The organism is Bradyrhizobium quebecense (genome assembly GCF_013373795.3).
In the GTDB taxonomy this organism is placed as follows: domain Bacteria; phylum Pseudomonadota; class Alphaproteobacteria; order Rhizobiales; family Xanthobacteraceae; genus Bradyrhizobium; species Bradyrhizobium quebecense.
This window is the reverse complement of record NZ_CP088022.1, coordinates 6449662-6473235: the sequence shown is the minus strand read 5'-3', so window position 1 is coordinate 6473235 and position 23574 is coordinate 6449662. Positions and strand designations below refer to the sequence as shown.

The 23574-nt window shown below is 65.2% G+C and carries 21 protein-coding genes; 13 read left to right on the top strand and 8 right to left on the bottom strand.

From position 1 onward, the window contains the following. The first annotated feature begins 8 nt into the window (after positions 1-8). Positions 9-1319, top strand: a complete 1311-nt coding sequence (locus HU230_RS31155) for an HlyC/CorC family transporter (protein ID WP_176528536.1) — start codon at positions 9-11, stop codon at positions 1317-1319. Positions 1320-1499: 180 nt separating this feature from the next. Here HU230_RS31155 and HU230_RS31150 read toward each other — a convergent pair whose 3' ends face one another. Together HU230_RS31150 and HU230_RS31145 are read right to left on the bottom strand one after the other, a co-directional pair. After that, positions 1500-1985 carry a hypothetical protein gene (locus HU230_RS31150; RefSeq protein ID WP_224943741.1) on the bottom strand — a complete coding sequence of 162 codons (486 nt, stop codon included), beginning with the start codon at positions 1983-1985 and terminating at the stop codon, positions 1500-1502. Positions 1986-2076: 91 nt separating this feature from the next. Beyond that, a complete protein-coding gene (locus HU230_RS31145) occupies positions 2077-2352 on the bottom strand; it encodes a BolA family protein (RefSeq protein ID WP_173640141.1) in 276 nt (91 codons plus the stop codon). Between the two features lie 109 nt (positions 2353-2461). On the opposite strand from HU230_RS31145, the gene HU230_RS31140 reads away from it, so the two are divergent. Next, the gene (locus HU230_RS31140; RefSeq protein WP_021082239.1) at positions 2462-3097 is read left to right on the top strand and encodes a J domain-containing protein; all 636 of its coding nucleotides are present in this window, start codon (positions 2462-2464) and stop codon (positions 3095-3097) included. Between the two features lie 170 nt (positions 3098-3267). Here HU230_RS31140 and HU230_RS31135 read toward each other — a convergent pair whose 3' ends face one another. Next, a complete protein-coding gene (locus HU230_RS31135; protein WP_176528537.1) occupies positions 3268-4362 on the bottom strand; it encodes a citrate synthase/methylcitrate synthase in 1095 nt (364 codons plus the stop codon). A 76-nt stretch (positions 4363-4438) separates the two neighbouring features. Between HU230_RS31135 and HU230_RS31130 the strand changes: the two genes are divergently transcribed. After that, on the top strand, positions 4439-5662 hold the full coding sequence (locus tag HU230_RS31130) for a citrate/2-methylcitrate synthase (RefSeq protein WP_176528538.1): 1224 nt from the start codon (positions 4439-4441) through the stop codon (positions 5660-5662). Positions 5663-5723: 61 nt separating this feature from the next. On the opposite strand, the gene HU230_RS31125 is transcribed toward HU230_RS31130, so the two are convergent. Beyond that, entirely contained in the window at positions 5724-6386 is a 663-nt protein-coding gene (locus HU230_RS31125) for a DedA family protein (RefSeq protein WP_176528539.1), read from the bottom strand. A gap of 292 nt (positions 6387-6678) precedes the next feature. On the opposite strand from HU230_RS31125, the gene cobS reads away from it, so the two are divergent. From cobS to HU230_RS31100, 5 genes are all read left to right on the top strand, one after another. Then, complete coding sequence (gene cobS, locus HU230_RS31120) at positions 6679-7677, top strand: cobaltochelatase subunit CobS (protein ID WP_176528540.1); 999 nt, start codon at positions 6679-6681, stop codon at positions 7675-7677. Between the two features lie 3 nt (positions 7678-7680). Continuing rightward, a complete protein-coding gene (locus tag HU230_RS31115; protein ID WP_173640145.1) occupies positions 7681-8091 on the top strand; it encodes a GNAT family N-acetyltransferase in 411 nt (136 codons plus the stop codon). Beyond that, positions 8088-9986, top strand: a complete 1899-nt coding sequence (gene cobT / locus HU230_RS31110) for a cobaltochelatase subunit CobT (protein WP_173640146.1) — start codon at positions 8088-8090, stop codon at positions 9984-9986. The genes HU230_RS31115 and cobT overlap by 4 nt, the downstream gene beginning before the upstream one ends. A gap of 3 nt (positions 9987-9989) precedes the next feature. Then, positions 9990-11108 (top strand): esterase-like activity of phytase family protein, encoded by a 1119-nt coding sequence (locus HU230_RS31105; RefSeq protein ID WP_176528541.1) that lies wholly within the window; start codon positions 9990-9992, stop codon positions 11106-11108. Positions 11109-11241: 133 nt separating this feature from the next. Beyond that, on the top strand, positions 11242-12354 hold the full coding sequence (locus tag HU230_RS31100; RefSeq protein WP_176528542.1) for an NADH:flavin oxidoreductase/NADH oxidase: 1113 nt from the start codon (positions 11242-11244) through the stop codon (positions 12352-12354). A gap of 31 nt (positions 12355-12385) precedes the next feature. On the opposite strand, the gene HU230_RS43880 is transcribed toward HU230_RS31100, so the two are convergent. Beyond that, on the bottom strand, positions 12386-12529 hold the full coding sequence (locus tag HU230_RS43880) for an aromatic-ring hydroxylase C-terminal domain-containing protein (protein ID WP_338025819.1): 144 nt from the start codon (positions 12527-12529) through the stop codon (positions 12386-12388). Positions 12530-12567: 38 nt separating this feature from the next. Between HU230_RS43880 and HU230_RS31095 the strand changes: the two genes are divergently transcribed. Continuing rightward, positions 12568-12816: a hypothetical protein gene (locus tag HU230_RS31095; protein ID WP_176528429.1), complete on the top strand. Its 249-nt coding sequence runs from the start codon at positions 12568-12570 to the stop codon at positions 12814-12816. A 106-nt stretch (positions 12817-12922) separates the two neighbouring features. Continuing rightward, positions 12923-14023, top strand: coding sequence for an LLM class flavin-dependent oxidoreductase (locus HU230_RS31090; protein WP_176528543.1), 1101 nt, complete (start codon positions 12923-12925; stop codon positions 14021-14023). Positions 14024-14085: 62 nt separating this feature from the next. On the opposite strand, the gene HU230_RS31085 is transcribed toward HU230_RS31090, so the two are convergent. Together HU230_RS31085 and HU230_RS31080 are read right to left on the bottom strand one after the other, a co-directional pair. Continuing rightward, a complete protein-coding gene (locus HU230_RS31085; RefSeq protein ID WP_176528544.1) occupies positions 14086-15768 on the bottom strand; it encodes a phospholipase D-like domain-containing protein in 1683 nt (560 codons plus the stop codon). Positions 15769-15982: 214 nt separating this feature from the next. Then, positions 15983-18250, bottom strand: coding sequence for a DUF2235 domain-containing protein (locus HU230_RS31080; protein WP_176528545.1), 2268 nt, complete (start codon positions 18248-18250; stop codon positions 15983-15985). A gap of 222 nt (positions 18251-18472) precedes the next feature. Here HU230_RS31080 and HU230_RS31075 point away from each other — a divergent pair, with 222 nt between their 5' ends. Next, a complete protein-coding gene (locus tag HU230_RS31075) occupies positions 18473-18892 on the top strand; it encodes a hypothetical protein (protein WP_176528546.1) in 420 nt (139 codons plus the stop codon). Here the strand turns inward: HU230_RS31075 and HU230_RS31070 are convergent, their stop codons facing one another. Then, the gene (locus tag HU230_RS31070; RefSeq protein ID WP_176534793.1) at positions 18893-19513 is read right to left on the bottom strand and encodes a TetR/AcrR family transcriptional regulator; all 621 of its coding nucleotides are present in this window, start codon (positions 19511-19513) and stop codon (positions 18893-18895) included. It abuts the gene before it with no gap. A 52-nt stretch (positions 19514-19565) separates the two neighbouring features. On the opposite strand from HU230_RS31070, the gene HU230_RS31065 reads away from it, so the two are divergent. Both HU230_RS31065 and HU230_RS31060 read left to right on the top strand, forming a co-directional pair. Next, positions 19566-19820 (top strand): hypothetical protein, encoded by a 255-nt coding sequence (locus HU230_RS31065; protein WP_176528547.1) that lies wholly within the window; start codon positions 19566-19568, stop codon positions 19818-19820. A gap of 286 nt (positions 19821-20106) precedes the next feature. Further along, a complete protein-coding gene (locus tag HU230_RS31060) occupies positions 20107-23565 on the top strand; it encodes an acyl-[ACP]--phospholipid O-acyltransferase (RefSeq protein ID WP_176528548.1) in 3459 nt (1152 codons plus the stop codon). The last annotated feature ends 9 nt before the right edge of the window (positions 23566-23574 follow it).

Sequence of the window (23574 nt, the reverse complement as noted above, 5' to 3'; positions counted from 1 at the left end):
TCAAGCCAGTGGGATGGTTGACCTTCTCGATCGTGCTGCTCTGTCTGCTCGTCTCCGCCTTCTTCTCGGCGAGTGAGACGGCGCTGACCGGCGCTTCGCGCGCCAGCATGTTGCGGCTGTCGAAGCAGGGCAACAGCGAGGCCACGGTCGTCTCGAGCCTGATGGCGATGCGCGAGCGGATGATCGGCGCGCTGCTGCTCGGCAACAATATCGCCAATATCGGCGCCTCCGCGCTCGCCACCGGCATCTTCACCGCCTGGTTCGGCGATGTCGGCGTGCTTTATGCCACCGGCGTCATGACGGTGCTGGTGGTGATCTTCGCGGAAGTGCTGCCCAAGACCGTCGCCATCAATGCGCCGGACCGGGTGTCGCTGCTGGTGGCCCGGCCGATGCGGTTGACGGTGTTCGTGCTCGGGCCGCTTCTCACCATCATCGAAGGGATCGTCCGCGCCCTGATGCGGCTGCTCGGCATCAAGATCGGCGCGCATCAGGCCATCCTGTCGCCGACCGAACGCCTGCGCGGCGCGGTCGATCTGCTGCATCACGAAGGCAAGGTCGAGAAGCAGGACCGCGACATGCTCGGCGGGTTGCTCGACCTCAGCGAACTGCAGGTCTCCGACGTGATGGTCCACCGCACCGAGATGACCATGGTCAATGCCGACCTGCCGCCCGAGGAATTGGTGCGCGAGGTGCTGGCGAGCGAATACACCCGCATCCCGCTGTGGCGCGAGAAGCCGGAGAATATCGTCGGCGTGCTCCACGCCAAGGATCTGCTGCGGGCGATGCGCGCTAATGAAGGCGACATGTCGGCGATCGATGCCTCCGCGATCGCGCTGCCGCCCTGGTTCGTGCCGGAGATGCGCCCGGTCTCCGAACAGCTGAAGGCGTTCCGCCGCCGCAAGACCCACTTCGCCCTGGTGGTCGACGAGTATGGCGAGGTCGAAGGCATGGTGACGCTGGAGGACATCCTGGAGGAGATCGTCGGCGACATCTCCGACGAGCACGATGTCGTTGTCGCCGGCGTGCGTGCCCAGCCGGACGGCTCGGTCGTGGTCGACGGCTCGGTGCCGATCCGCGATCTCAACCGCGCGATGGACTGGCGCCTGCCGGACGAGGAGGCGACCACGGTCGCCGGCCTCGTGATCCATGAGGCGCGGTCGATTCCTGATCGCGGCCAGAGCTTCACCTTCCACGGCTTCCGCTTCCGCGTGCTCCGCCGCGAGCGCAACCGCATCACCGCGCTGCGCATCGTCGCCGTCCCGCGCGAGGCCGCCGAGCCCGACGAGAAGAAGCCGAAGCGGGCGGGGACGGCGTTCTAGGGCTGGTGCGGCAAACGAAGCCTATCCCCGTCACCCCCGCGCAACGGCTTTGCCGTTGTCGCTGGAGGAGCCGCGAAGCGGCGTCCCGAGGGGTCGACGGCCCGGCTGGTGGCCGCGCATCCTTCGAGGCTCGCAAGGGCTCGCGCCTCAGGATGACGGGTCTGGCGAATATTCCGAACGCTACTCGATATCGATCGAAATGCCCGACAGCTTCCACGCACCGTCGGAGGGGATGAAGCCGAGTTGATACTTCACCTGCTTGGGCGTGGTGTCGAAATGGCCCTTGAGCCGCAACACGCCCTTGTCGTCGATCTTGGCATCCTCATCGAGGACGATCGGCTTGGCGACCACGGCGTCGAACACCGCATGCTTGTCGACCAGATCCTTGAAGATCGTCTTCAGCTTGTCCGGCGAAAACTGGTCGCGGAACGGCTTTGAGATCTTGGCGTGGAACACGGCGAAATTGTTTGCGGCCACCGCGTCGTTGAGCGAGACCATGATGCTCTTGATCAGCACCTCCTGGACGAACGGGCTCGGCATATCCAGCGCCAAGGCCGGGCGCAACGCGCAGATCAGGAGCAGGCCGGCGGCGGCGACAATCGACCGGAAACGTGGCCAGCAAGGGATCATCAATGGCCCCATAACAAGCGTGGCGATGCGATCCATCATACACCTGCTCACATATGGAGCAGGTCTATCGCCGGAGGTCCTAGTCTCATAACGGAAAACCACTGTTTCGTCTTGAGCCAAGCGCGAGCTAGCGCGGCTTTTCCCCGGGGCCGTGGGCATGGATCGCCAGCGCATGCACCGAGCCGGCGAGTTCCTGCGCCAGCGTCGCATTTATCATGCGATGGCGTTCGAGCCGGCTCTTCCCTTCGAAGGCCGGAGACACAATATATAGCCTGAAATGCGTCTCGCCGCCTGGCCTGTGGCCGGCGTGGCCCTCATGCAGATGTGACTCATCGACCACGTCGAGGCTTTCGGGCAAGAAAGCTTCACGCAACTTGTTTATGATAGCGTCTTTGGTGCTCATGGCGGCGGAGTTAGGTCCGCGACGGCTTTTCGTCAATGGTGCAAGCGGGAAACGAGGTCTGCGCAATGTCAAGACTTGAAGATTTGTGCATTGCGTAGTCAAAGAGAACATGCCGATCGATTCATCAAAATTCTTCGACTCCATTCGCATCAAGCCGACCAAGGTGAGTGCGAAGCGCCAGGCGCAGGCCGGCGAGCAGGCCGTGACCTGCGAGTGGGCGGGTTGCCAGAACAAGGGCGCGCACCGCGCCCCGAAAGGCCGCGAGAATTCGCGCGAGTATTGGCACTTCTGTCTCGATCACGTCCGCGAGTACAACCAGTCCTACAATTTCTTCCAGGGCATGAATCCTGACGACGTCGCGCGCTACCAGAAGGACGCGCTGACCGGCCACCGTCCGACCTGGAAGATGGGCGCCAACAACGGCAAGAAGGAGAGCGGTCTCGACGCCGCCTCCGATCCGTTCCACGTGTTCTCCGAGCTCAACGGCCGCGGCCGCTGGCGTCCCGGTCCGGGCGGCGCGGAGCCCAAGCCCGAGACCCGCAAGGTCATGAACGCCGAGCGCAAGGCGCTGCTGGTGATGGGGCTCGGCGCCGGCGCGACGCTCGAAGACGTCAAGTCGAAGTACAAGGCGCTGGTGAAGCAGCACCACCCCGACGCCAATGGCGGCGACCGCTCCACCGAGGATCGCCTGATCGAGATCATCAAGGCGTATAATTATCTGAAGACCGTGGTGCGCGAGGCGTAAGCTCTTGCCTCCGTCGCCCCTGCCAAAGCAGGGCCCATAACCACCAGCGGTTATAGTTCTCGTCAGGTGTCGACCCCATCGTCCCATTGATAGGCCGCGGCGTACGGGTCCCTGCTTCCGCAGGGACGACGGCAGAGTTTGTGGCTCCGCCGTCGGATGCTTCCTGCTGTTCAGCCCTTCGGCACTGCTCCGACATAGGACGAGCTCGGCCGGATCAACCGGCCGGTGCGCCGCTGTTCCAGCGCATGCGCGGTCCAGCCGGCGGCACGGGCCACCGCGAAGATCGGCGTGAACGCCTGCCGCGGGATTTCCAGCGCATCGAGCAGGATCGCGGTGAAGAACTCGACATTGGTCTCGAGCGGCCGCTCCGGATTCTTCTTCCGCAGCGCTGCGCGGATATAGGCCTCGACCTCGCCGGCAAACGGCAGGTCGGCGCCGTCGGCTTCGAGGCGTTCGATCGCGATCTTCAACACGTCGGCGCGCGGGTCACGCACGCGATAGACGCGATGACCAAAGCCCATCAGCCGTTCGCCGTGCGCCAGCGCGCCGTCGACCCAGGGCTTGATGCGCTCACGGGTGCCAATTGCGTCCAGCATCTCCAGCACCGGCTCCGGCGCGCCGCCATGCAGCGGGCCGGTCAGCGCGCAGTAGCCGCCGGTGACGGCCGCGAACAGATCGGCCTGGGTCGACGCGATCACCCGCGTCGTGAAGGTCGATGCATTCATGCCGTGGTCGCAGACGGTGACGAAATAGGCGTCGAGCGCCGCAACCTCGCGCGGCTCGGCCTTGCGCCCCCGCAGCATCCGCAGCGTGTCGGCCGCGTGGCTGGCATTCGGGTCCGGCGAGATCGGGGCATGTCCCTTGGCGTGCTGGACCAGGGCGCCCGCGATCACAGGGAAGGCGCCGACGATGGTTGCCTCGTGCTCCAGCCCGTTCTCGCCGCGGAGGCCTGCGATCGCGGCCCGGAAGCCGTCGACGATCGACATGCCGCGCGTCGCCGGCATCAGGTCCGGCAGCCGCGCAAAGGCGCGTTCGCGGGCGGCGCCGAGGCCGGCGCGGACGTTGGCTTCGCTCAGCGACTTGCCGGTGGCGCCATTCCACAGCCGCGCCGTGACGCCCTCGAAGCTCGACTTGTCTGCGAGGTTGGCGACGTGCTCGCCGGCGATGATCAACTCGCCGCGCTCGCCGTCGACATGGCTCAACACGGTCTCGGCAGCGGGGACGCCATCCAGACCGATCTGGCTCTTGGTGAGAATCATGTTCATGGCCCGATCTCCTTGCTTCACCCTGTAAAGATCGAGCCTCTCGACGAGTTGATCAATCTTGATTATATTAATCAATATGAAAAAATCCGCCGAGCTTTACCTCTCCGCCCGCGAGGCCGCCGCCGAACTCGCGATCTCGCCGGCGACCCTCTACGCCTATGTCAGCCGCGGCCTGATCCGCTCCGAGCCGTCGCCGGATTCGCGCAGCCACCGCTACCGCGCCGAGGACATCAGGGGGTTGAAGGAGCGCCGCGTGCCGTCACCGGAGCCGCGCGGCTTTCGCAATTTCGACGCCGATCTGCCGGTGATGGATTCGGCGATCGCGACCATCACCGAGCAGGGCCCGATCTATCGCGGCGTGAACTGCGTCGATCTCGCCGAGCGCGACACGCTGGAGCACACCGCGACGCTGCTGTGGGACGTCACCGGCGTCGACCCGTTCGCGCCCGACAATTGCCCGCATGTCTCGGATGAAATGCGTGCGATCGCCGAGGCCGCGCGGCGCGCCCAGCCGATCGACCGGACGGTCGCGGTGCTGGCGCTGGCGGCGAGTGCCGATCCCGGCGCCTTCACCCGCGCGCCTGATGGCCGTGCGATGGTCGGCGGGCGCATCCTGCGGCTGCTGGTCGCGACCATGCTGAACGCCGTGCCATCGGCCGGGCCGCTGCATGAGCAGGTCGCGCGGGTCTGGACGCCGGACAACAAGCACGCGCCCGACCTGATTCGCCGCGCGCTGGTGCTGCTCGCCGATCACGAACTGAATGCCTCCACCTTCACGGCACGCTGCGCGGCATCGACCGGGCTCAATCTGTACGACTCCGTGATCGCGGGTCTCGTCGCGTTGAAGGGGCCGATGCATGGCGGCGCCGGTGTGCTGGCCTCGCGCCTGGTCAAGACCATGATCGACAATGACGTTGCGCCTGTGGTCCGCGAGCGGGTCGCGCTCGGCGAACGCTTCGCCGGCTTCGGGCACGGCGTCTACAAGAAGGGCGATCCGCGCGCGATTTCGCTGCTCGAGGCCCTGACGCGGGCCGGCGCACCGCGGAAATTCACCAGGGAAGTGCCCGAGCGGATCGCGGAAGCGACCGGCGAGTTCGTCAACATCGACTACGCGCTGGCGGTGCTGGTGCATGCGCTGCGGATGCCAGCGGGGAGCGAGCTCGCGCTGTTTGCGATGGCCCGCAGCGTCGGCTGGATCGCGCATGCCAGCGAGCAACTTCAGCTTGGCAAGCTGATTCGGCCCCGCGCGCGCTATGTCGGCCCGGCACCCGGGCGGACCGGCACGACCAATAGTATCTAGCGCATGGTCCGGAAAAGTGGGGACCGGTTTTCCGAAGAGATCATGCGCAAAAAAAAACGGGCTATTTCGCAGGCTTGGCCGGTTCGATCAGGCCGCCGCCATGCCGGCGGCGGATGGTCCAGATCGCCAGCGACAGGATGACGGCAGCGCCCGCGACCGCGAACATCCACAGGTGCTTGCCGACATGTTGATGATGCGGCAGGCCGGCATAGTCGTGCAGCGCGGTGACGGCGAGCACGCCGGGCAACACATGCGCCGGTGCCCAGAGCAGGATCGCGGGGATGTTGATCGCGTAGAAGCGCGCCGGCGGCATGTCGAGCGCGCCGGCGGTGATCGGCACAAAGGCGCGGATCGGCGGCACGAAGCGGGCGAAGAACACCGCGAGCACGCCCCAGCGGTTGAAGAAGGCCTCGCTCTGCGCGACCACCCGCGGATAATTGGAGAGCGGCCAGGCCGACAGGATCTCGCGCTGGCTGCGGTAGCCGATCAGGTAGGCGGTGCCGTCGCCGAGCATCGCGCCGGCGGCCGCGGCGGCGAGCACCGGCACGAGCTTCAATTCGCCGCCCGGGACCAACGCGCTCAGCGCCAGGATGATGGTCGAGCCCGGCACCAGCGAACCGACCACCGGGACTGCTTCCAGCAGGGCGGCCAGAAACAGCGTCAGATAGGCGAGCCAGGCATGGGCCGAAACGAACGCGATCAATGGGTCAAGGAATGAAGTCACAGAATCCCTGGGTGCGGTAAAATAGGTCCGAGACCTAACAACTCCCCGCCAGGCTGAAAAGTGCCCGGCCGTGTAGGCCGCCGTGACGCTGCGGCGAAAGTACGGCGGGATTTGCAGAGCAGCCTTCCAAAAACCGAGTTTCGCGCCTATCTTTATGATACAACAACGGAACTTTGATTTGCCCGTGGGCTTCTGCCGGCCGATGCTCTCTGCTAGGCTTGTGCGTAGCACCCCATCCGCAGCCAAATGACCTAAATCTGGTTTCGGGAATGCCCGGGACCTCGGAGGATGAATGACGACGGCCGTCCAGACCAAAGCGCAAGAACCCGTCGGGATGCCCGACATGAAGGTGTCGGTTCGGCAGGTCTTCGGGATCGATAGCGATCTGGAAGTTCCGGCCTATTCCGAAGTCGATCCGCATGTGCCGGAAGTCGACAGCGACTATCGCTTCGACCGCGCCACCACGCTCGCGATCCTCGCCGGCTTTGCCAAGAACCGCCGCGTGATGGTCACCGGCTATCACGGCACCGGCAAATCGACTCACATCGAGCAGGTTGCGGCCCGACTCAACTGGCCCTGCGTGCGCGTCAACCTCGACAGCCACATCAGCCGTATCGATCTCGTCGGCAAGGATGCCATCGTGGTCAAGGACGGCAAGCAGGTCACCGAATTCCGCGACGGCATCCTGCCCTGGGCGCTGCAGCACAACATCGCGCTGGTGTTCGACGAGTACGACGCCGGCCGTCCGGACGTGATGTTCGTGATCCAGCGCGTGCTGGAGGTGTCCGGCCGCCTGACGCTGCTCGACCAGAACAAGGTGATCAAGCCGCACCCGGCGTTCCGCCTGTTCTCGACCGCCAACACGGTCGGCCTCGGCGACACCTCGGGCCTCTATCACGGCACCCAGCAGATCAACCAGGGCCAGATGGACCGCTGGTCGATCGTCACCACACTGAACTACCTCGCCCATGACGAGGAAGTTGAGATCGTGCTGGCGAAGGCGAAGCACTATCGCACCCAGGAGGGCCGCGACATCGTCAACAAGATGGTGCGGCTGGCGGATCTCACCCGCAACGCGTTCGCCAATGGCGACCTGTCGACGGTGATGAGCCCGCGCACGGTGATCACCTGGGCCGAGAACGCCGACATCTTCAACGACATCGGCTTCGCGTTCCGCGTCACCTTCCTCAACAAGTGTGACGAACTGGAGCGGCCGCTGGTCGCCGAGTTCTACCAGCGCTGCTTCAACGTCGAGTTGCCGGAATCCTCGGTCAACGTGGCGCTCAGCTAGTCCATGCCGAAAATCTCCGTCGAGCGCACAGTCACACAGACGAAGAAAGCGGTGCTCGGCGGATTGCTCCGCTACAACAACGAGAAGATGGGGAAGCAGAAGTACAAGCGCTTCGCCATCTCGCTGCGGCAAGGCGACGAGATCGTCGGCGGCATCGTCGGCGAGGTCTGGACCGCGGTGTTGTTCATCCAGCTGTTCTGGATGGAGCAGAAGTTTCGCAACAAGGGTTTTGGCGCGAAGCTGATCAAGGCGATCGAAGACGAGGCGCGGCGCTTCGGAGCGACGCGATCCTATCTGGATACGATGAGCTTCCAGGCGCCGGGCTTCTACCGCGCCAATGGATATAAAGAGTTCGGTTCGATTGAGGGGTATCCCGGCGGCGTCACGCGCCACTGGTTTACGAAATCGCTATGACAACCTCCAATATCAAATTCCGTCCCGGATCAAAGGAAGCGCCGACCGAGCCGTTCAAGCGCTCGGTGTCGGCGTGCCTGAAGGCGATCGCCAAGAAGCCGGAGCTCGAGGTCTCTTTCGCCGCCGAGCGGCCGGGGCTTGCGCCCGGCAAGGCGCGGCTGCCGGAGCCGGCGCGCAAGATGACCAAGCGCGATGCGGCGATCGTGCGCGGCCATGCCGACTCGATCGCGCTCAAGATCGCCTGTCACGATCCCAAGGTGCATCGCAAGCTGATGCCGGGCAATCCGCAGGCGCGCGGCGTGTTCGAGGCGGTCGAGCAGGCGCGCGTCGAGGCGATCGGCTCGCGGCGGATGGCGGGCGTCGCGAAGAACCTCACCGCGATGCTCGACGATCATTTTCACCGCGGCAAGTATGACGAGATCACCGACCGCGCCGATGCGCCGCTGTCGGACGCGCTGGCGATGCTGGTGCGCGAACGCCTGACCGGCATGGCGCCGCCCGCGGCCGCCAAGAAGATGGTCGATCTCTGGCGTCCGACGCTGGAGGACAAGATCGGCTCGCGGCTCGACCAGCTCAGCCGTTTCACCGAGGACCAGGCGAGGTTCGGCGACCTCGTCCATGATCTGCTGTCGGCGCTCGATCTCGGCGACGACCGTAACATGGATTCCGACGACGACGATGACCAGGACGAGAACCAGGACGGCGAGAACGATCAGTCCGGTGCCGAGGGTTCGCCCGATTCCGACGCCGCGCAGGAGATGAGCGCCGACCAGGCCCAGACGAGCGCGGAAGAGATGAGCGAAAGCGCGATGGAGAGCGCGCAGGCCTCCACGTCAGACACGTTCGACGACGGCGAACTCGGCGACGACGAGACGCCGGGCGAGGCGACACGGCCGAATTCGCGTGGCCAGAACGAACCGCGCGGCCCGGAATATCATGCGTTTGCGCCGAAGTTCGACGAGGTGATCGCCGCGGAAGATCTCTGCGATCACGACGAACTCGAGCGGCTGCGCTCCTATCTCGACAAGCAGCTCGCGCATCTGCAGGGCATCGTAGCGCGGCTCGCCAACCGCCTGCAGCGCCGCCTGATGGCACAGCAGAACCGCGCCTGGGATTTCGATCTCGAGGAAGGCATCCTCGATCCGGCGCGGCTGTCGCGCGTTGTCACTGATCCCTATCACCCGCTGTCCTTCATGCACGAGAAGGAGGCGACCTTCCGCGACACCGTGGTGACGCTGCTGCTCGACAATTCAGGTTCGATGCGCGGTCGTCCGATCACGGTTGCCGCCACCTGCGCCGACATCCTGGCGCGCACGCTGGAGCGTTGCGGCGTCAAGGTCGAGATCCTGGGCTTCACCACCCGCGCCTGGAAGGGCGGGCAGTCGCGCGAGGCGTGGCTTGCGGCCGGCAAGCCGGCCAATCCCGGCCGCCTCAACGACCTGCGCCACATCATCTACAAGTCGGCGGATGCGCCGTGGCGCCGTGCGCGGAAAAATCTCGGCCTGATGATGCGCGAGGGCCTGCTGAAGGAGAACATCGACGGCGAGGCGCTCGACTGGGCGCACAAGCGTCTGCTTGCGCGTCCCGAGCAGCGCCGCATCCTGATGATGATTTCCGACGGCGCGCCGGTCGACGACTCCACGCTGTCGGTCAATCCGGGCAACTATCTCGAGCGGCACCTGCGCCACATCATCGAGGAGATCGAGACCCGCTCGCCGGTCGAGCTGATCGCGATCGGCATCGGTCATGACGTGACGCGCTATTATCGCCGCGCCGTCACCATCGTGGATGCCGAAGAGCTTGGCGGCGCGATCACCGAAAAGCTCGCCGAGCTGTTCAGCGAGACCCACGGCTCGGCGCCCGCACCGGGCACGCGGCGCCGCCTTCACTCGTGAGACATGCGCTCACCCTTTAGCCGCCGCCATGTCCTGCATGGGATGGCGGCGGGGCTGTCGGCCGCAGCATCGCCGCGTCTCGCGCAGGCACAGGGCGCGAGCCAGCCGGCGCTGACGCCGGGACCGCCCGGCAGGCCGGGCCGCCACCGCGTCGACGAACCCGCAGCTGTCGAGGTCAACGCACGGCCGCTGCCGTCGTTCGATATTCGCGATCGTGCGCGGGTGCGGTTCGGCGCGCTGGAATATCGCAGCGGCCTGATCCTGACCTCGTCATTCTCCGGCTTTGGCGGCCTGTCCGCGATGCGGCTCGACGCCAAGGGCGAGCGCTTCATTGCGGTCAGCGACCAGGGCACCTGGTTCACCGGCCGCATCGTCTATCGCGGCCGGGAGATGGCCGGGCTCGACGATGTCGAGGCGGCGCCACTGCTCGACGCCCACGGCAAGCCGATCACCGCGACCCGCGGTTGGTACGATTCGGAATCGCTCGCGCTGGACGGCTCCATTGCCTATGTCGGGCTCGAGCGGGTCAACCAGGTGCTGCGCTACGATTTCGCCAAGGGCTTCACCCGCGCGCGCGGCGAGCTGGTGCCGCTGCCCGCGGCGGCGCGCAAGCTGCCCATCAACAAGGGGCTCGAGGCGCTCGTCTTCGTGCCCAAGGTCATGCCCAACGCCACACCCAAGGCCGCACCGCCGAGCCAGCCGCTGGCCGGTACGCTGATCGCGTTTTCCGAACGCGGCCTCGATACTGGCGGCAACCTGATCGCCTTCCTGGTCGGCGGCAGGACGCCGGGCCAGTTCAGCGTCCGCCGCACCGAGAATTTCGACATCAGCGACGCGGTCCTGCTGCCGTCGGGCGATCTGCTGATCCTGGAGCGGAAATTCTCCTGGCTCGGCGGCGCCGGGATTCGCATCCGCCGCCTCGCTTTGTCTGATATCGCGCCCGGCGCCGTCGTCGATGGTCCGGCAATCTTCAATGCCGATCTCGGCAACGAGATCGACAACATGGAAGGCATCGACGCCCATGTCACCGCGGAGGGCGAGACCGTGCTGACCATGATCTCCGACGACAATTTCTCCCTGATCCAGCGCAATTTGCTGCTGCAATTCACGCTGGTGGACTGAGGCGCCGGCCTGCGGGCCACCGTTATCGCATTGCTGATCTGCCCCGGCCCGTTCGGCGACCGCGGCAGTTGGTGATCGCGGCGGCCGCCTCTATCTTGTGGTGGCCGTTTCCCCGATCCCGGATACCCCTCGCATGAGCACCCTGTTTTCCCCGATCGAACTGCGCAGCCTCAAGCTCTCCAACCGGATCATGGTCTCGCCGATGTGCCAGTATTCGGCCGACGACGGCTCCGCCAATGACTGGCATTTCACCCACATCAACATGCTGGCGCTGTCGGGCGCCGCGATGTTCTGCATCGAGGCCACGCATGTCGAGGATATCGGGCGGATCACGCCGGGCTGCCTCGGCCTCTACAGCGATGCCAACGAGGCGTCGCTGAAGCCGATCCTGGCCTCGGTGCGCAAGCATTCGAAGGCGGCGGTCGCGATGCAGCTCGCCCATGCCGGCCGCAAGGCTTCGAGCCAGCGTCCGTGGGAGGGTGGGCAGCTGATCCCGATCGCCGAAGGCGGCTGGCAGACCGTGGGCCCATCCGATGTCCCGCATAAGGACGGCGAGGCGCCGCCGCTGGCGCTCGATGACGCCGGCCTGAAGCGCATTCGCGAGGCCTTTGTCGCGGCCGCCCGGCGGGCCGACCGGCTCGGCATCGATGCGCTCGAGCTGCACGGCGCGCACGGCTATCTGCTGCACCAGTTCCTGTCGCCGATCGCCAACAAGCGGACCGACCGCTATGGCGGCTCGCTCGAAAACCGCATGCGCTTCCCGCTGGAAGTGTTCGACGCGGTGCGCGCCGTATTCCCGGATCACAAGCCGATCGGCATGCGGGTGTCGGCGACCGACTGGGTCGAGGGGGCCTGGGACCTCGCGCAGACCATCGAATTTGCCAAGGAGCTGAAGAAGCGCGGCGTCGACTGGATGGACGTCTCCTCCGGCGGCGTGTCACCGCTGCAGAAGATTCCGCTCGGTCCGGGCTACCAGGTGCCGGCGGCACAGGCGGTGAAGGAGGCGACCGGCGTCACCACGATGGCGGTCGGCCTGATCACCGAAGCGAAGCAGGCCGAGGAGATCGTTACCTCAGGGAAGGCCGACATGGTCGCGCTCGCCCGCGGCATGCTCTACGACCCGCGCTGGGGCTGGCACGCCGCGGCCGAGCTTGGCGGTGAGGTGAGTGCGCCGCCGCAATATTGGCGCTCGCAGCCCTCAACGCAGAAGGCGCTGTTCGGCAAGACCACGTTCGGGACGCGCTGAGACGCCGTCTCGCCTGGCCTCGCCTGCGAGGTCAATGCGTGGCGGGTCCGAACCACCGCGTCAGCGCGGCGTCGAGGCCCGCAAGGTCCTCGCCGTCGGCCACCCAGGCGATGCAGGCATCGGGGCGGATCAGCTGCGACGGGCCGGCGCGCCTTGATACGCATCGTACGAACATGTCCCAGCGAGCCGCGATTGCTGACGCGGCGCCGCCCGTTGCGTGACGAGTTGATCGATGATCTTGCAACGGTGCTGGCGGGCGCCATCAAGCGGCCGCTCGCCGATGCCGATGCCCGGCTCGCCGCGTCGATGGTGGTCACCGCCGTGACTGTCGCCTATGCGGAGGGGCTTCGCGGGCACAAGGCGCGCCGATCGGCGGCCTCGACACGCGAGGCCTTCCTGCAGATCATGGAGCGCAGCTTTTCGGGTATCGCGGTCGTGCTGAAGGGGACGCCTTACGCGTAATCCCGGCCGGGGCGGCATGCGACAAAGCCATTGTTCTGCCGTAGCCGGGGCAGGTACTCTCCGGAGCGCGTGCGGAAGACACGCATCGAACAAAGAGAGGAAACCCATGGAACTCGGATACTTCGCGATGCCGTCGCATCCGCCGGAGTGCGGACTGAAAGAGGGCCACGACTGGGACCTGCAGGTGCTGCGGTGGCTGGACGAACTCGGCTATCAGGAAGCCTGGATCGGCGAGCACCACACCGCGCCCTGGGAGCCGCATCCGTCGCCCGACCTGTTGGTCGCGCAGGCGCTGCTGCAGACCAAGAACATCCGCATCGGACCCGGCGGCTTCCTCTTGCCGTATCATCATCCGGCCGAACTCGCCAACCGCGCGGCGATGCTCGATCATCTCTCGAACGGACGGCTGAACTTCGGCGTCGCGGCCTCGGGCCTGCCGAGCGACTGGGCGATGTTCAACGTCGACGGCATGTCGGGCCAGAACCGCGACATGACCCGCGAGGCGCTCGAGATCATCCTGAAGATGTGGACCGAGCCGGCACCGTGGACCCACAAGGGCAAGTTCTGGACGGTGACCAAGCCGGACACGATGTTCGATTTCCTCAAACCGCACATCAGGCCTCAGCAAGCGCCGCATCCGCCGATCGGCGTCGCCGGTCTGTCGAAGAATTCCGACACGCTCAAGCTCGCCGGCGAGCGCGGCTTCATCCCGATGAGCCTGAACCTCAACCCCGCCTATGTCGGCAGCCACTGGGACTCGGTCGAAGCCGGCGCGGCCAAGACCGGCCGCAAGCCGAGCCGCAAGGACTGGCGGATGGTGCGCGAGGTGTTCGTCGCCGAGACCGACGAGGAGGCATGGAAGCTCTCGACCGGCGACATGATGGGCCGGATGATGGGCGAGTACTTCCTGCCGCTGCTCGGCCACTTTGGGTTCAAGGATTATCTGAAGGCGTCGCCCGACGTTCCCGATAGCGACGTCACGGTCGAGTATTGCGCCCGCAACAACTGGATCGTCGGCTCGCCCGCGACCGTCACCGAGAAGATCGAGAAGATCTATCAGGAGGTCGGCGGCTTTGGCGTGCTGCTGGTGTTCGGTTTCGACTACAAGCACAAGCCCGAGGCCTGGCACAATTCGCTGCGGCTGCTGAAGCAGGAGGTCCTGCCGAAGCTGAAGCACCTCGACGCCTCGGTCGGCCGCGCGGCGTAGGCTAGAGAAAGAGCGCGGGGCAGCGACAACGCTGCCCCGTATGTCATGGCGGATCGCCGGCCTCAGGCGGTGCCGAGCCAGAACCGGGTTTCGATTTGCGCCCAGCCCTTGCCGATGCGGCTGCTCAGCCAGCTGTCGCTGCGTTTCAGACTCTTGTCCTTCTGGCCTTCCGGCGTGTTGCGCCAGGCCTGCCAGCGGTACTGGCCGTAGATGCTGACGATGCGCGCGGCGTAGGTCAGCGCCAGTCGTGAATCGCCTCTGATGATGACGAGGTTGTCGTCGTTCTTGGTGCTGGCGCGGTCGGAGAAATTGTGCGAGCCGGTCATGACCACCGGGTTCTTGCCGGCCGGATCCAGCACGATCACCTTGCTGTGCACGGCGATCATGAACTTTCCGGTGTTCTTGATCTCGTGCTGCCACCAGTCGGCGGTCTTGTCGATGCCGGCGGGCCGGATTACGTCGGCAATCTGCTTGCCCTTGAAGACCTGCTGCTGACCGCCGCCGGCCAGCAGTTGCAGCTGATCCTTCGGACTGTCCTTGCCCTGCGCCGGGAAATTGTTGAGCACCCCGCGCACATAGAGGTTCTTGTCCCGTGCCTTCTGCAGGATCGGGCCGAGCAGGCCCTTGTTGCCCGGATTGAGCATCAGGCACACCGCGCCATGCTCGGCGTCCTCGATCATCTTGGTCGCTTCCTTGAGATCGCCGCTCTTCGTGGTCGGCGTGAACCAGACGTTGATGTTCGAGTTGCCGATCGTGAACGGCCATTCGTGATCGCCGGCCACGGCCAGCGCCTTCGGCGACTTGCTGCCGTCGGCATAGATCGCTTTCCAATGCTCGTGATAGGCCGCCGCGATCTTGTCGTCGGTGATCTCCAGCCCATTGTTGTTCTGGGTGCACAATCCGGTCCGGGTCCAGTTGGTGCTGCCGGTCCAGACCACTTTCGGTGTCTCGGCGCCGTCGCAGAACACCGCGAACTTGTTGTGGGCGTAACGAGCCGGCGCGATCTTGCGGCGGACGATGTCGACGCCCGCCTTCTTCAGCACGCCGGCGTTCTTCTCGGTTTCCTTTGCGGTAGCGTCGGACTTGCCGGTGCTGTTGCCGAGTACGACGTGGGCCTTGCCCTTCATGGCCGTCAGCGCGGCAACCAATTCGGGATCGTTGAGCTCGTAAAGCGCGACATAGACGTCGACCTTGTCCTTCTTGGCCCCGGCCAGCAGGGCGAGCAGGCGCGCGCCAAGCTCGCCCTTGAGGAAGTCGCGGATCTTGTTGCCCTTGGTGGAGATCGCCTTCTCCAGCGTCTGGGAGGCTTTCGGCGTGGTACCGATCGCGCGCGACAGCCATTGTGCCGAGATCGTGCCGCGGTTGAACCATGGCTTCAGCGGGCCCGACGGCGTGGCCGAGACGTAGTCGGTCCATGTCGCTGGCGCACTGTAGGCGGGCTTCACCTTGGTGGCGCCGTCCTTGAGAACCGGCACGACGCCATAGCGGACCGGCGCATCGGCCGGGGCCAGGAAATCGGTCCAGTTCGTCTTCTGCACCGGCCATTCGGTGCTCGGACGATGATCTCCCGCCTTGTGGCCCTGCACCTGATCGTCAAACCCGACCCAGGTGTCGACGACGGTCGCGCTCTTGCCCTGCTGCTGACGATAGAGCGCAAAGCCGAGGCAGTCCGGGATCATTGCCGCGACCTCCCAAACCACGAAGATGCCGTCGGTGGTTGGAAACGCCTGAATTGTGGAAATCATGGTGATGCCTCCAAATCACTGATGAGAAATATCCGCTCGATATGAACCTGGCGCGTCAGCGCCGCAGGAGATCCGAGGTGTCGCGTCGGATCGTTCCGGGCGCCTGGCGGCTCGTCTAGCAAGAGGAGTATGTAATAAAATTTGCAACCGAAACTATCGGCTGGATCACAGATGGATCACGCCGTGCGGACCCTTCCGCTGCGGTTGCGGCTGTCTAGAGCAACTTCACCGTGACCTTCGCCTTGCCCTTGTGATCGCCGTAGAACCATTTGTAGATCCAGGGCAGGCCGATGACGGCCTGGTTGACGTAGAGAAAGATCTCGCCGCTGCGATCGGCGGTGAACCACGCCTTGTAGACTTGCGGATCGGTGTTCGGCGCCGGCAAGGGATCGAGGAAATACTCGTCGACGCCGGTCTCTCCGACCCGTGCGATCAGCCTGAACCATGGCCGGAACAGGATGCGTCGCAGGAAGATCGTGGCGTATCCGCGCCAGCGTTTTGCGCCCTCGATGGTCGAGGTCCGGTATCCGATGGGCGTGACCGCGCGTCCGGCGTCCTCCCATGGCTCCGACATCGTGATCGCGATCTCGTACTTGAAGCCGGTGCGGACCTTGAAGCCGGTCGGCGCACAGATCGCGCTGGTGTCGAAGTCGGCCGCATCCTGCGGGATGCCCTTGTCGGCGGCGACGAGCTTGTCGGCCGTGGTCCCCTTGCAGAAGGCGCCCATCGAGTCCGCGGCATTGAACAGGAAATGGCTGAGCAGCGTCGCACCGAACCAGACCAGCAAGGCCGTGAGCAGGAACGGCGCGACATGCCGCTTCCCGACATTGAGAATCCACTGATAGATCGTGCTGGTCCGGAAGCGATAGATCGCATTGTGCACGATCCCGGAGAGCGGCGTCGGGTTCGCGCGGTCACGCCAGATGATCCGCATCCTGTCGCTGATCGTTGCGCTGAGCGAACTGCCCACAGCCATCAGTACGAAAACGGCGATGATGCCGCCGGCGAACCATTCCGGATTGCCGGCATACCAATCGGTCCACCAATGAAACGAAGCGGGCAGGAACGATTCGACGAAGCGCACGAGCTCCGAGATCATCCTGAACCAGGAGCTGAATTCGTGCTCCTTGTGCTGGTTGTGGAACAGCCAGAACGTCGCCAAATGCAGCGACGCCGCCAAGGTGGCGAAGTAAGCGATCCGCCGCATCCAGACGAAATTCCACAGCTTCTCCTGGGCGGCATGACGCGCCGGCGCGCCGGCGGGCGTTTCAAACGTATTGGTGCCCAGCGGTGTCACCTGGCCGCTGCGGGAGACGACCACATAGTTCGGCGGAAGTCCGATCGGGGCATAGGCGTTGGCGCCGCTGTCGATCCGCTCGAATACGCTTTCGTGGATCTTCGGCATCGGCACGCTGACGCCGGCGTAGGGATCGTTGCAGAGATCGGCGACCTTGCGGGGACCGTACCGGTAATAGGCGCCGAGGCCGGCCCGCGAATCATAGAGGCGGCCATCCTTGTCCTCCGAGGACCTGATCGCCTTGATCGCATCGGGATCGGCAATCGGCGCGCTCTTGAACACGAGCCCGCGCTTGACGGCTTCGTCGACCAGCCAGGCCAGCGGCACGAACGCGACGGCGTCGTCCGGATAGCCGCCGCCGACATTGGCATGCATGCCGACGAACCACACCTGAACGAGGCGCTCGCCATCGATCGTTGCCGGCACGGCCGGTGCGGGCTGTCCCGGCTCCTGCTCCGTCCAGAGCACCGGATGGAAGGTCGTGCGCTCGTCGTCGAGCGCCAGCGCATGCCGTGCGCACTTGACCTTCGGGCTGAGAATCCGGTTCGGCAGCTCGAGCGGCCACACCCAGTTGGAGATGCCGCGTGTCATCTCGTCGATCGGCAGGCCATAGGCCGCGACGGTGTCCCAGATGCCGATGAACTCGATCGCTGGCACCGGCTTCCGTGCGATCTCCGCATAAGGCTTGTTGCGCTGAAGGCGGTCCAGCACCGGCACGAGGATGTAGTCGCGCAGCGCGCGGAACAGCACCTCGATGCGCCAGATCGAGTGGTAGCCCGCGGCCCGGTACGCGCGATAGGCCTTCACCGCGCCGTCGTGCAGTTCGGCTTCAGTGCCGGCGGCGATCAGGCCTTGATCGAGGATGAGTGCGGCGAGCGTGCGCACGGTGAATGCGCCGCGGCTGAATCCGAACAGGTAGATTTGCGAATCGTTCTGGTGGTCGTAGTTGCGGCAGATGAATTTGTAGGCATCCAGGATATTGCGCTTCAGACCGTAACCGAAAGCGCCGCCGAGCAGCGCAAGCGGGACGAAGGACGACGTGCCGACGCCGTCATCATACTTGGCGGCCTGCGCGTTGCCCTGCAAATCCAGCGACTGGAATATCCGCCAGACATTGGTGCGCCAGACGCTGGAAGCGGCGTTGCCGGTGCCGTCGGACAGGATAATGATCTTGGGGCTCGGCATCGAAGGACGCTCGCTGAAGTGGATGAAGCGGATGGCGCAGCGTAGCAGGGGCCGGATCGATTGCTACCTTGGATCGATCTTTAATCATTCGGCGCCGCGATAGGTGTGAACTGGCGCACAAAAGCGCCCCGAGGTCGCGGCCATTTGAGGCGAGACGGCTTTCGCGGCGTAACAAAAAGGCCTAGCCTGACCAGCGGTGCAATTCATTGATGAGGCACAGCAATGCGCAGCCGCGTCAGAAAATTTGCCCATATCCTGGAGCGCTTCGGCCTCGCCTTGGCGGGAGCAGCCAGCGGTCTGTTCGTCGCCATCCATGTCGGCTCGAGCGTCTCGGCGCTGACGTCGCAGGCGTTCCTGCTGATCATGATGCTGGGCGGCGCGATCGGCTTCTATCTCGGCATCGACACGCCACCAAAGCTGTTTCATCCGAAGGACGGGAGCTCGACGCGCAAGATCGACGCGGCGGAGCTGCTCAGCGCGGTCGGCACCTTCCTCGCGACCATGGTCGCGTTCTTCTCGGTCGGCGTCGTCGTGCTGCGCAGCGAGCCGGATATCGCCTGGACCGCGGCGATCATGGCAGGCTGGGTGCTCGGCGTCACGATGCAGATCGTCGCCGGCACGATCGCCCGCACCCGGGTCTAGCTACGCACTGCGCGTGACGCCCAATCCTGCAAGATGCGTGTCGACGAACTGCACGAGGCGTTCGCGCAGCTGCTCCGGCGGCACTGCGACCATGCGCTCCTCGAGGCCGAGCGAGATGATGCCGTGGACCGCGGAAAACATCATCCGCGACAGCAGCGCGACATCGTCGGGATCGCGATCGGGCAATAGCCGCACCAGCGGTGCATACATCAGCGCAAAGGCCTCCATCACCATCGCCAGGATATCTTCCGGAAACGGCCGGTCATCCTCCATCCGGTGCTCGAACAGCGAGCGCAGCAGATTGGCGTGCTCGGTGGCGAAGCCGAGATAGGCGTCAGCAAGCCCGTGCAGCTGGCGCAGGGGATCGTCGGCCGGGACAGCCTTGAGCCGCGTGGTCAGGGCCTGAACGGTCTCCCGGTTCACGGTCAGGATCAGGCCGTCGAAGTCGCCGAACTCGTTATAGACGCTGCCGATGGAGCAGCCGGCAGCTTCGGCAACATCGCGAACCTTCAGTGATCTCAAGCCTTTAGTTGCAATATACCGGCGCGCGATCTCGATCAGCAGACCTCGCCGCTGAAGTTTTTTCCGGTCGCGTCGCGATTCTTCTTGAACAATGTTCATTTTTGAACTACTAATTTGAGCGTTGCTCAAGTTGGCATAGGAGGCCACTCACATGCAGACCCTAGCACTTCAATTGACCACCACCTTTGTCGATGACGCGATCGAGCTCGTGAAGGGCTTTGGCCGCGCCATTTTCTCACTGGCGACTGCCCCGATCGAGCGGATCGCCCGCGCCTGCGACGTCGCAGGTGTCCTGGAGCAGCGGCGCGCCGATCGGCGCGCGCCGCGCCAGGCGGCGCGTGGTGGCCGGTGCAAGTCGCGCAACTGCCGATGGACCCCGTTCGGCGGCCTGAGTGATCTGACCTGACGCGCCCACATCGCAATTGTCGCCGAAGCCTCAACAAAGCGCTCACCATGTCCCTCGCGAGCCCGTTTCGATGTCGATCGACCACAACCCTGGATAAGGTCTGGTACATTTCTGCCGGGCATTGTCGCGCCGCCCGGCGCGGCCGATCCGCACTGGTTCGAACCGATACGTTGCGGAAAAGACTAAAGGCTGCTGCATCTTCGTCATTTTCACCATGCTCACCATTCTCTGCCAGGCGAATTCGCAGACCTGCCAGCGCCGTGCGCGCTAACCCAAGGAACCGGTCATGATCAAGGAATTGATGACGTCCCGCCGCTTCGCGCCGCTGTTCTGGTCGCAGTTCTGCTCGGCGCTGAACGACAACGTGCTGAAGAACGCGCTGGTCATCATGCTGCTGTATGGCATCGCCAACGAGCAGGGGCCGGCGCTGGTCCAGCTCGCGGGTGCGGTCTTCATCGCGCCGTTCTTCGTGCTGTCGGCGCTCGGCGGCGAGCTCGCCGACCGCTACATCAAGTCCGTCGTCGCCCGCCGGCTGAAGTTCTTCGAGATCTTCGCCGCTGCCTTCGCCGCGGCCGGCTTCTTCACCTATTCGATCCCGCTGCTGTTCATCGCGCTGGCGCTGTTCGGCATCGTCGCCGCGCTGTTCGGCCCGGTGAAATATGCTGTGCTGCCCGACCAGCTCTCGGTTGCCGAGCTCGCGACCGGCAACGCGCTGGTCGAGGGCGCGACCTTCATGGCGATCCTGATCGGCACCATCGCGGGCGGCATGTTCGTCGCCGGCGCCAGCCACATGGGCTGGATCTGCGCAGCCGTCGTGGGTCTGTCGGTGCTGTCCTGGGGATTTGCGTCGCGCATTCCGGTGACGCAGCCCTCCGCGCCCGATCTGCCGATCACCAAGAACCCCTGGACCTCGACGGTGCGTCTGTTGAAGTCGCTCTATGCCGAACAGCGGCTGTGGGACGGCATGGTGATCGTGTCCTGGTTCTGGATGGTCGGTGCGATCGTGCTGTCGCTGCTGCCCGCGCTGATCAAGGAAGGCGTCGGCGGCACCGAGGGCGTGGTCACGCTGTGTCTCGCCGTGTTCGCGATCGGCATTGCTGCCGGCTCGCTGTTCGCCGCGCAGCTGAGCCACGTCCGTCCGAATCTCGCACTGGTGCCGATCGGCGCCATCGTGATGGGCGTGATCGGCCTCGACCTCGCCTGGGCGATCGCCACCACCTCGCTCGGCAAGGAGGTCACCGCGGCGGCGTTCGCGGCCTCGTTCGGCGGCTTCCGCATGCTGGCTGATTTCTTCCTGTTCGCGTTCGGCGGCGGCCTGTTCGTGGTGCCGTCGTTTGCGGCCGTGCAGGCCTGGACCGCGCCGTCCGAGCGCGCCCGCATCATCGCTGCCGGCAATATCCTGCAGGCAGGCTTCATGGTTGCCGGCGCGGTGTTCGTCGGCGCGCTGCAAGCTGCCGGCCTGCCGATCGCCTGGATCTTCTTCGGCCTTGCCATTGCGAGCTTCGGCACGGTCTGGTTCGTGCTGACCAAGTGGGGCAAGGAAGGCGTGCGCGATTTCGGCGCGCTGCTGTTCCGCGCGCTGTTCCGCCTCGAGGTGCGCGGCATGGAGAACCTGCCGCCCGCAGGCACCCGGATGCTGATCGCGCCGAACCATGTCAGCCTGGTCGATGGTCCGCTGCTGCACGCCATGCTGCCGATTGACGCGAGCTTCGCGGTCGACACCGGCATCGCCAAGGCATGGTGGGCCAAGCCATTCCTGAAGATGATCAAGCATTACACGATGGATCCGTCGAAGCCGCTGGCGGCACGCGACCTGATCAAGCTGGTCGCCGCTGGCGAGCCGGTCGTGATCTTCCCGGAAGGGCGCATCACGGTCTCCGGTTCGCTGATGAAGGTCTATGACGGCACCGCGATGATCGCCGACAAGGCCGATGCGGTCGTCGTCCCGGTTCGGATCGAGGGCGCGCAGCGTTCGCATCTCAGCTATCTCAAGAATGGCGAGATCAAGCGCTCCTGGTTCCCCAAGGTGACGATCTCGATCCTGCCGCCGGTGAAGCTGCCGGTGGACCAGTCGCTGAAGGGCAAGGCGCGCCGCAATGCCGCCGGCGCCGCGCTGCAGGACGTCATGATCGACGCCATGGTCCAGAACGCGATGCTCGACCAGACGCTGTTCGAGGGCCTCGGCCATGCTTATCGCGACCGCGACACCGGCAAGCCGATCATTGAGGACGCGCTGGGCACCAAGCTGACCTATCGCAAGCTGATCCTCGGCGCGCAGGTGTTGAGCCGCAAGCTCGAGCAGGGCACTGCCGGCGGCGAAAATGTCGGCGTGCTGTTGCCGAACTCGGCCGGCGTCGCTGTGGTCTTCATGGCGCTGCAGACCATCGGCCGCGTGCCGGCGATGCTCAACTTCTCGGCCGGTCCAGTCAACGTGCTGGCCGCGATGAAGGCGGCGCAGGTGAAGACCGTGCTGACCTCGCAGGCCTTCATCGAAAAGGGCAAGCTCGACAAGCTGATCACGGCGATGGCCGGCCAGGCGCGCGTCGTCTATCTCGAGGACGTCAGGGCCGACATCGGCCTCGCCGACAAGATCGCAGGCTTCCGCGCCGGCATCGCGCCGCGCGTCGCCCGCCAGGCCAACGATCCCGCGGTCATCCTGTTCACCTCGGGTTCGGAAGGCACGCCGAAGGGTGTCGTGCTGTCCCACCGCAACATCCTCGCCAATGCGGCGCAGGCGCTGGCGCGGGTCGATGCCAATGCCAACGACAAGGTGTTCAACGTTCTGCCGGTGTTCCATTCGTTTGGTCTGACCGGCGGCATGATGATGCCGCTGCTCGGCGGCATCCCGATCTTCATGTATCCGTCGCCGCTGCACTACCGGATCGTGCCCGAGCTGATCTACCAGACCGGTGCCACTATCCTGTTCGGCACCGACACCTTCCTCACCGGCTACGCCCGCTCGGCGCATGCCTATGATTTCCGTACGCTGCGGCTGGTCATTGCCGGCGCGGAAGCGGTGAAGGAGCGCACGCGGCAGACCTACATGGAACGCTACGGCATCCGCATCCTCGAAGGCTATGGCGTCACTGAGACCGCGCCGGTGCTGGCAATGAACACGCCGATGGCAAACCGCCAGGGCACCGTCGGCCGCATTTCGCCGCTGATGCAATACCGCCTCGATCCGGTCCCCGGCATCGAGGAAGGCGGACGGCTGTCGGTGAAGGGTCCGAACGTGATGATAGGCTACCTCCGCGCCGAAAATCCCGGCGTGCTCGAGCCGCTGCCGGAAGGCTGGCACGACACCGGTGACATCGTCACGGTCGATGCGCAGGGCTTCATCGCGATCAAGGGCCGCGCCAAGCGTTTTGCCAAGATCGCGGGCGAGATGGTCTCGCTGTCGGCGGTGGAGACCATGGCATCGGCGCTGTGGCCGCAGGCGATGTCGGTTGCGGTCTCGATCCCCGACGCGCGCAAGGGCGAACGCATCGTGCTGCTCACGACGCAGAAGAATGCCGACCGCGCCGCGATGCAGCGCCAGGCCAAGAGCGTCGGCGCGTCCGAGCTCGCGGTGCCCGCCGACATCCGCGTCGTCGACAAGGTGCCGTTGCTCGGCACCGGCAAGACCGACTATGTCGGTGCTACTGCGCTTGCCAAGGAGCTCGCTGCGGCACCTGCGGCGCAGGCCGGGCCTGCCGGCGAGGAGGGTGAGGCCGAGCCGGCGTCGCTGCAGCAACACGTCGCATGATGGTTGTGC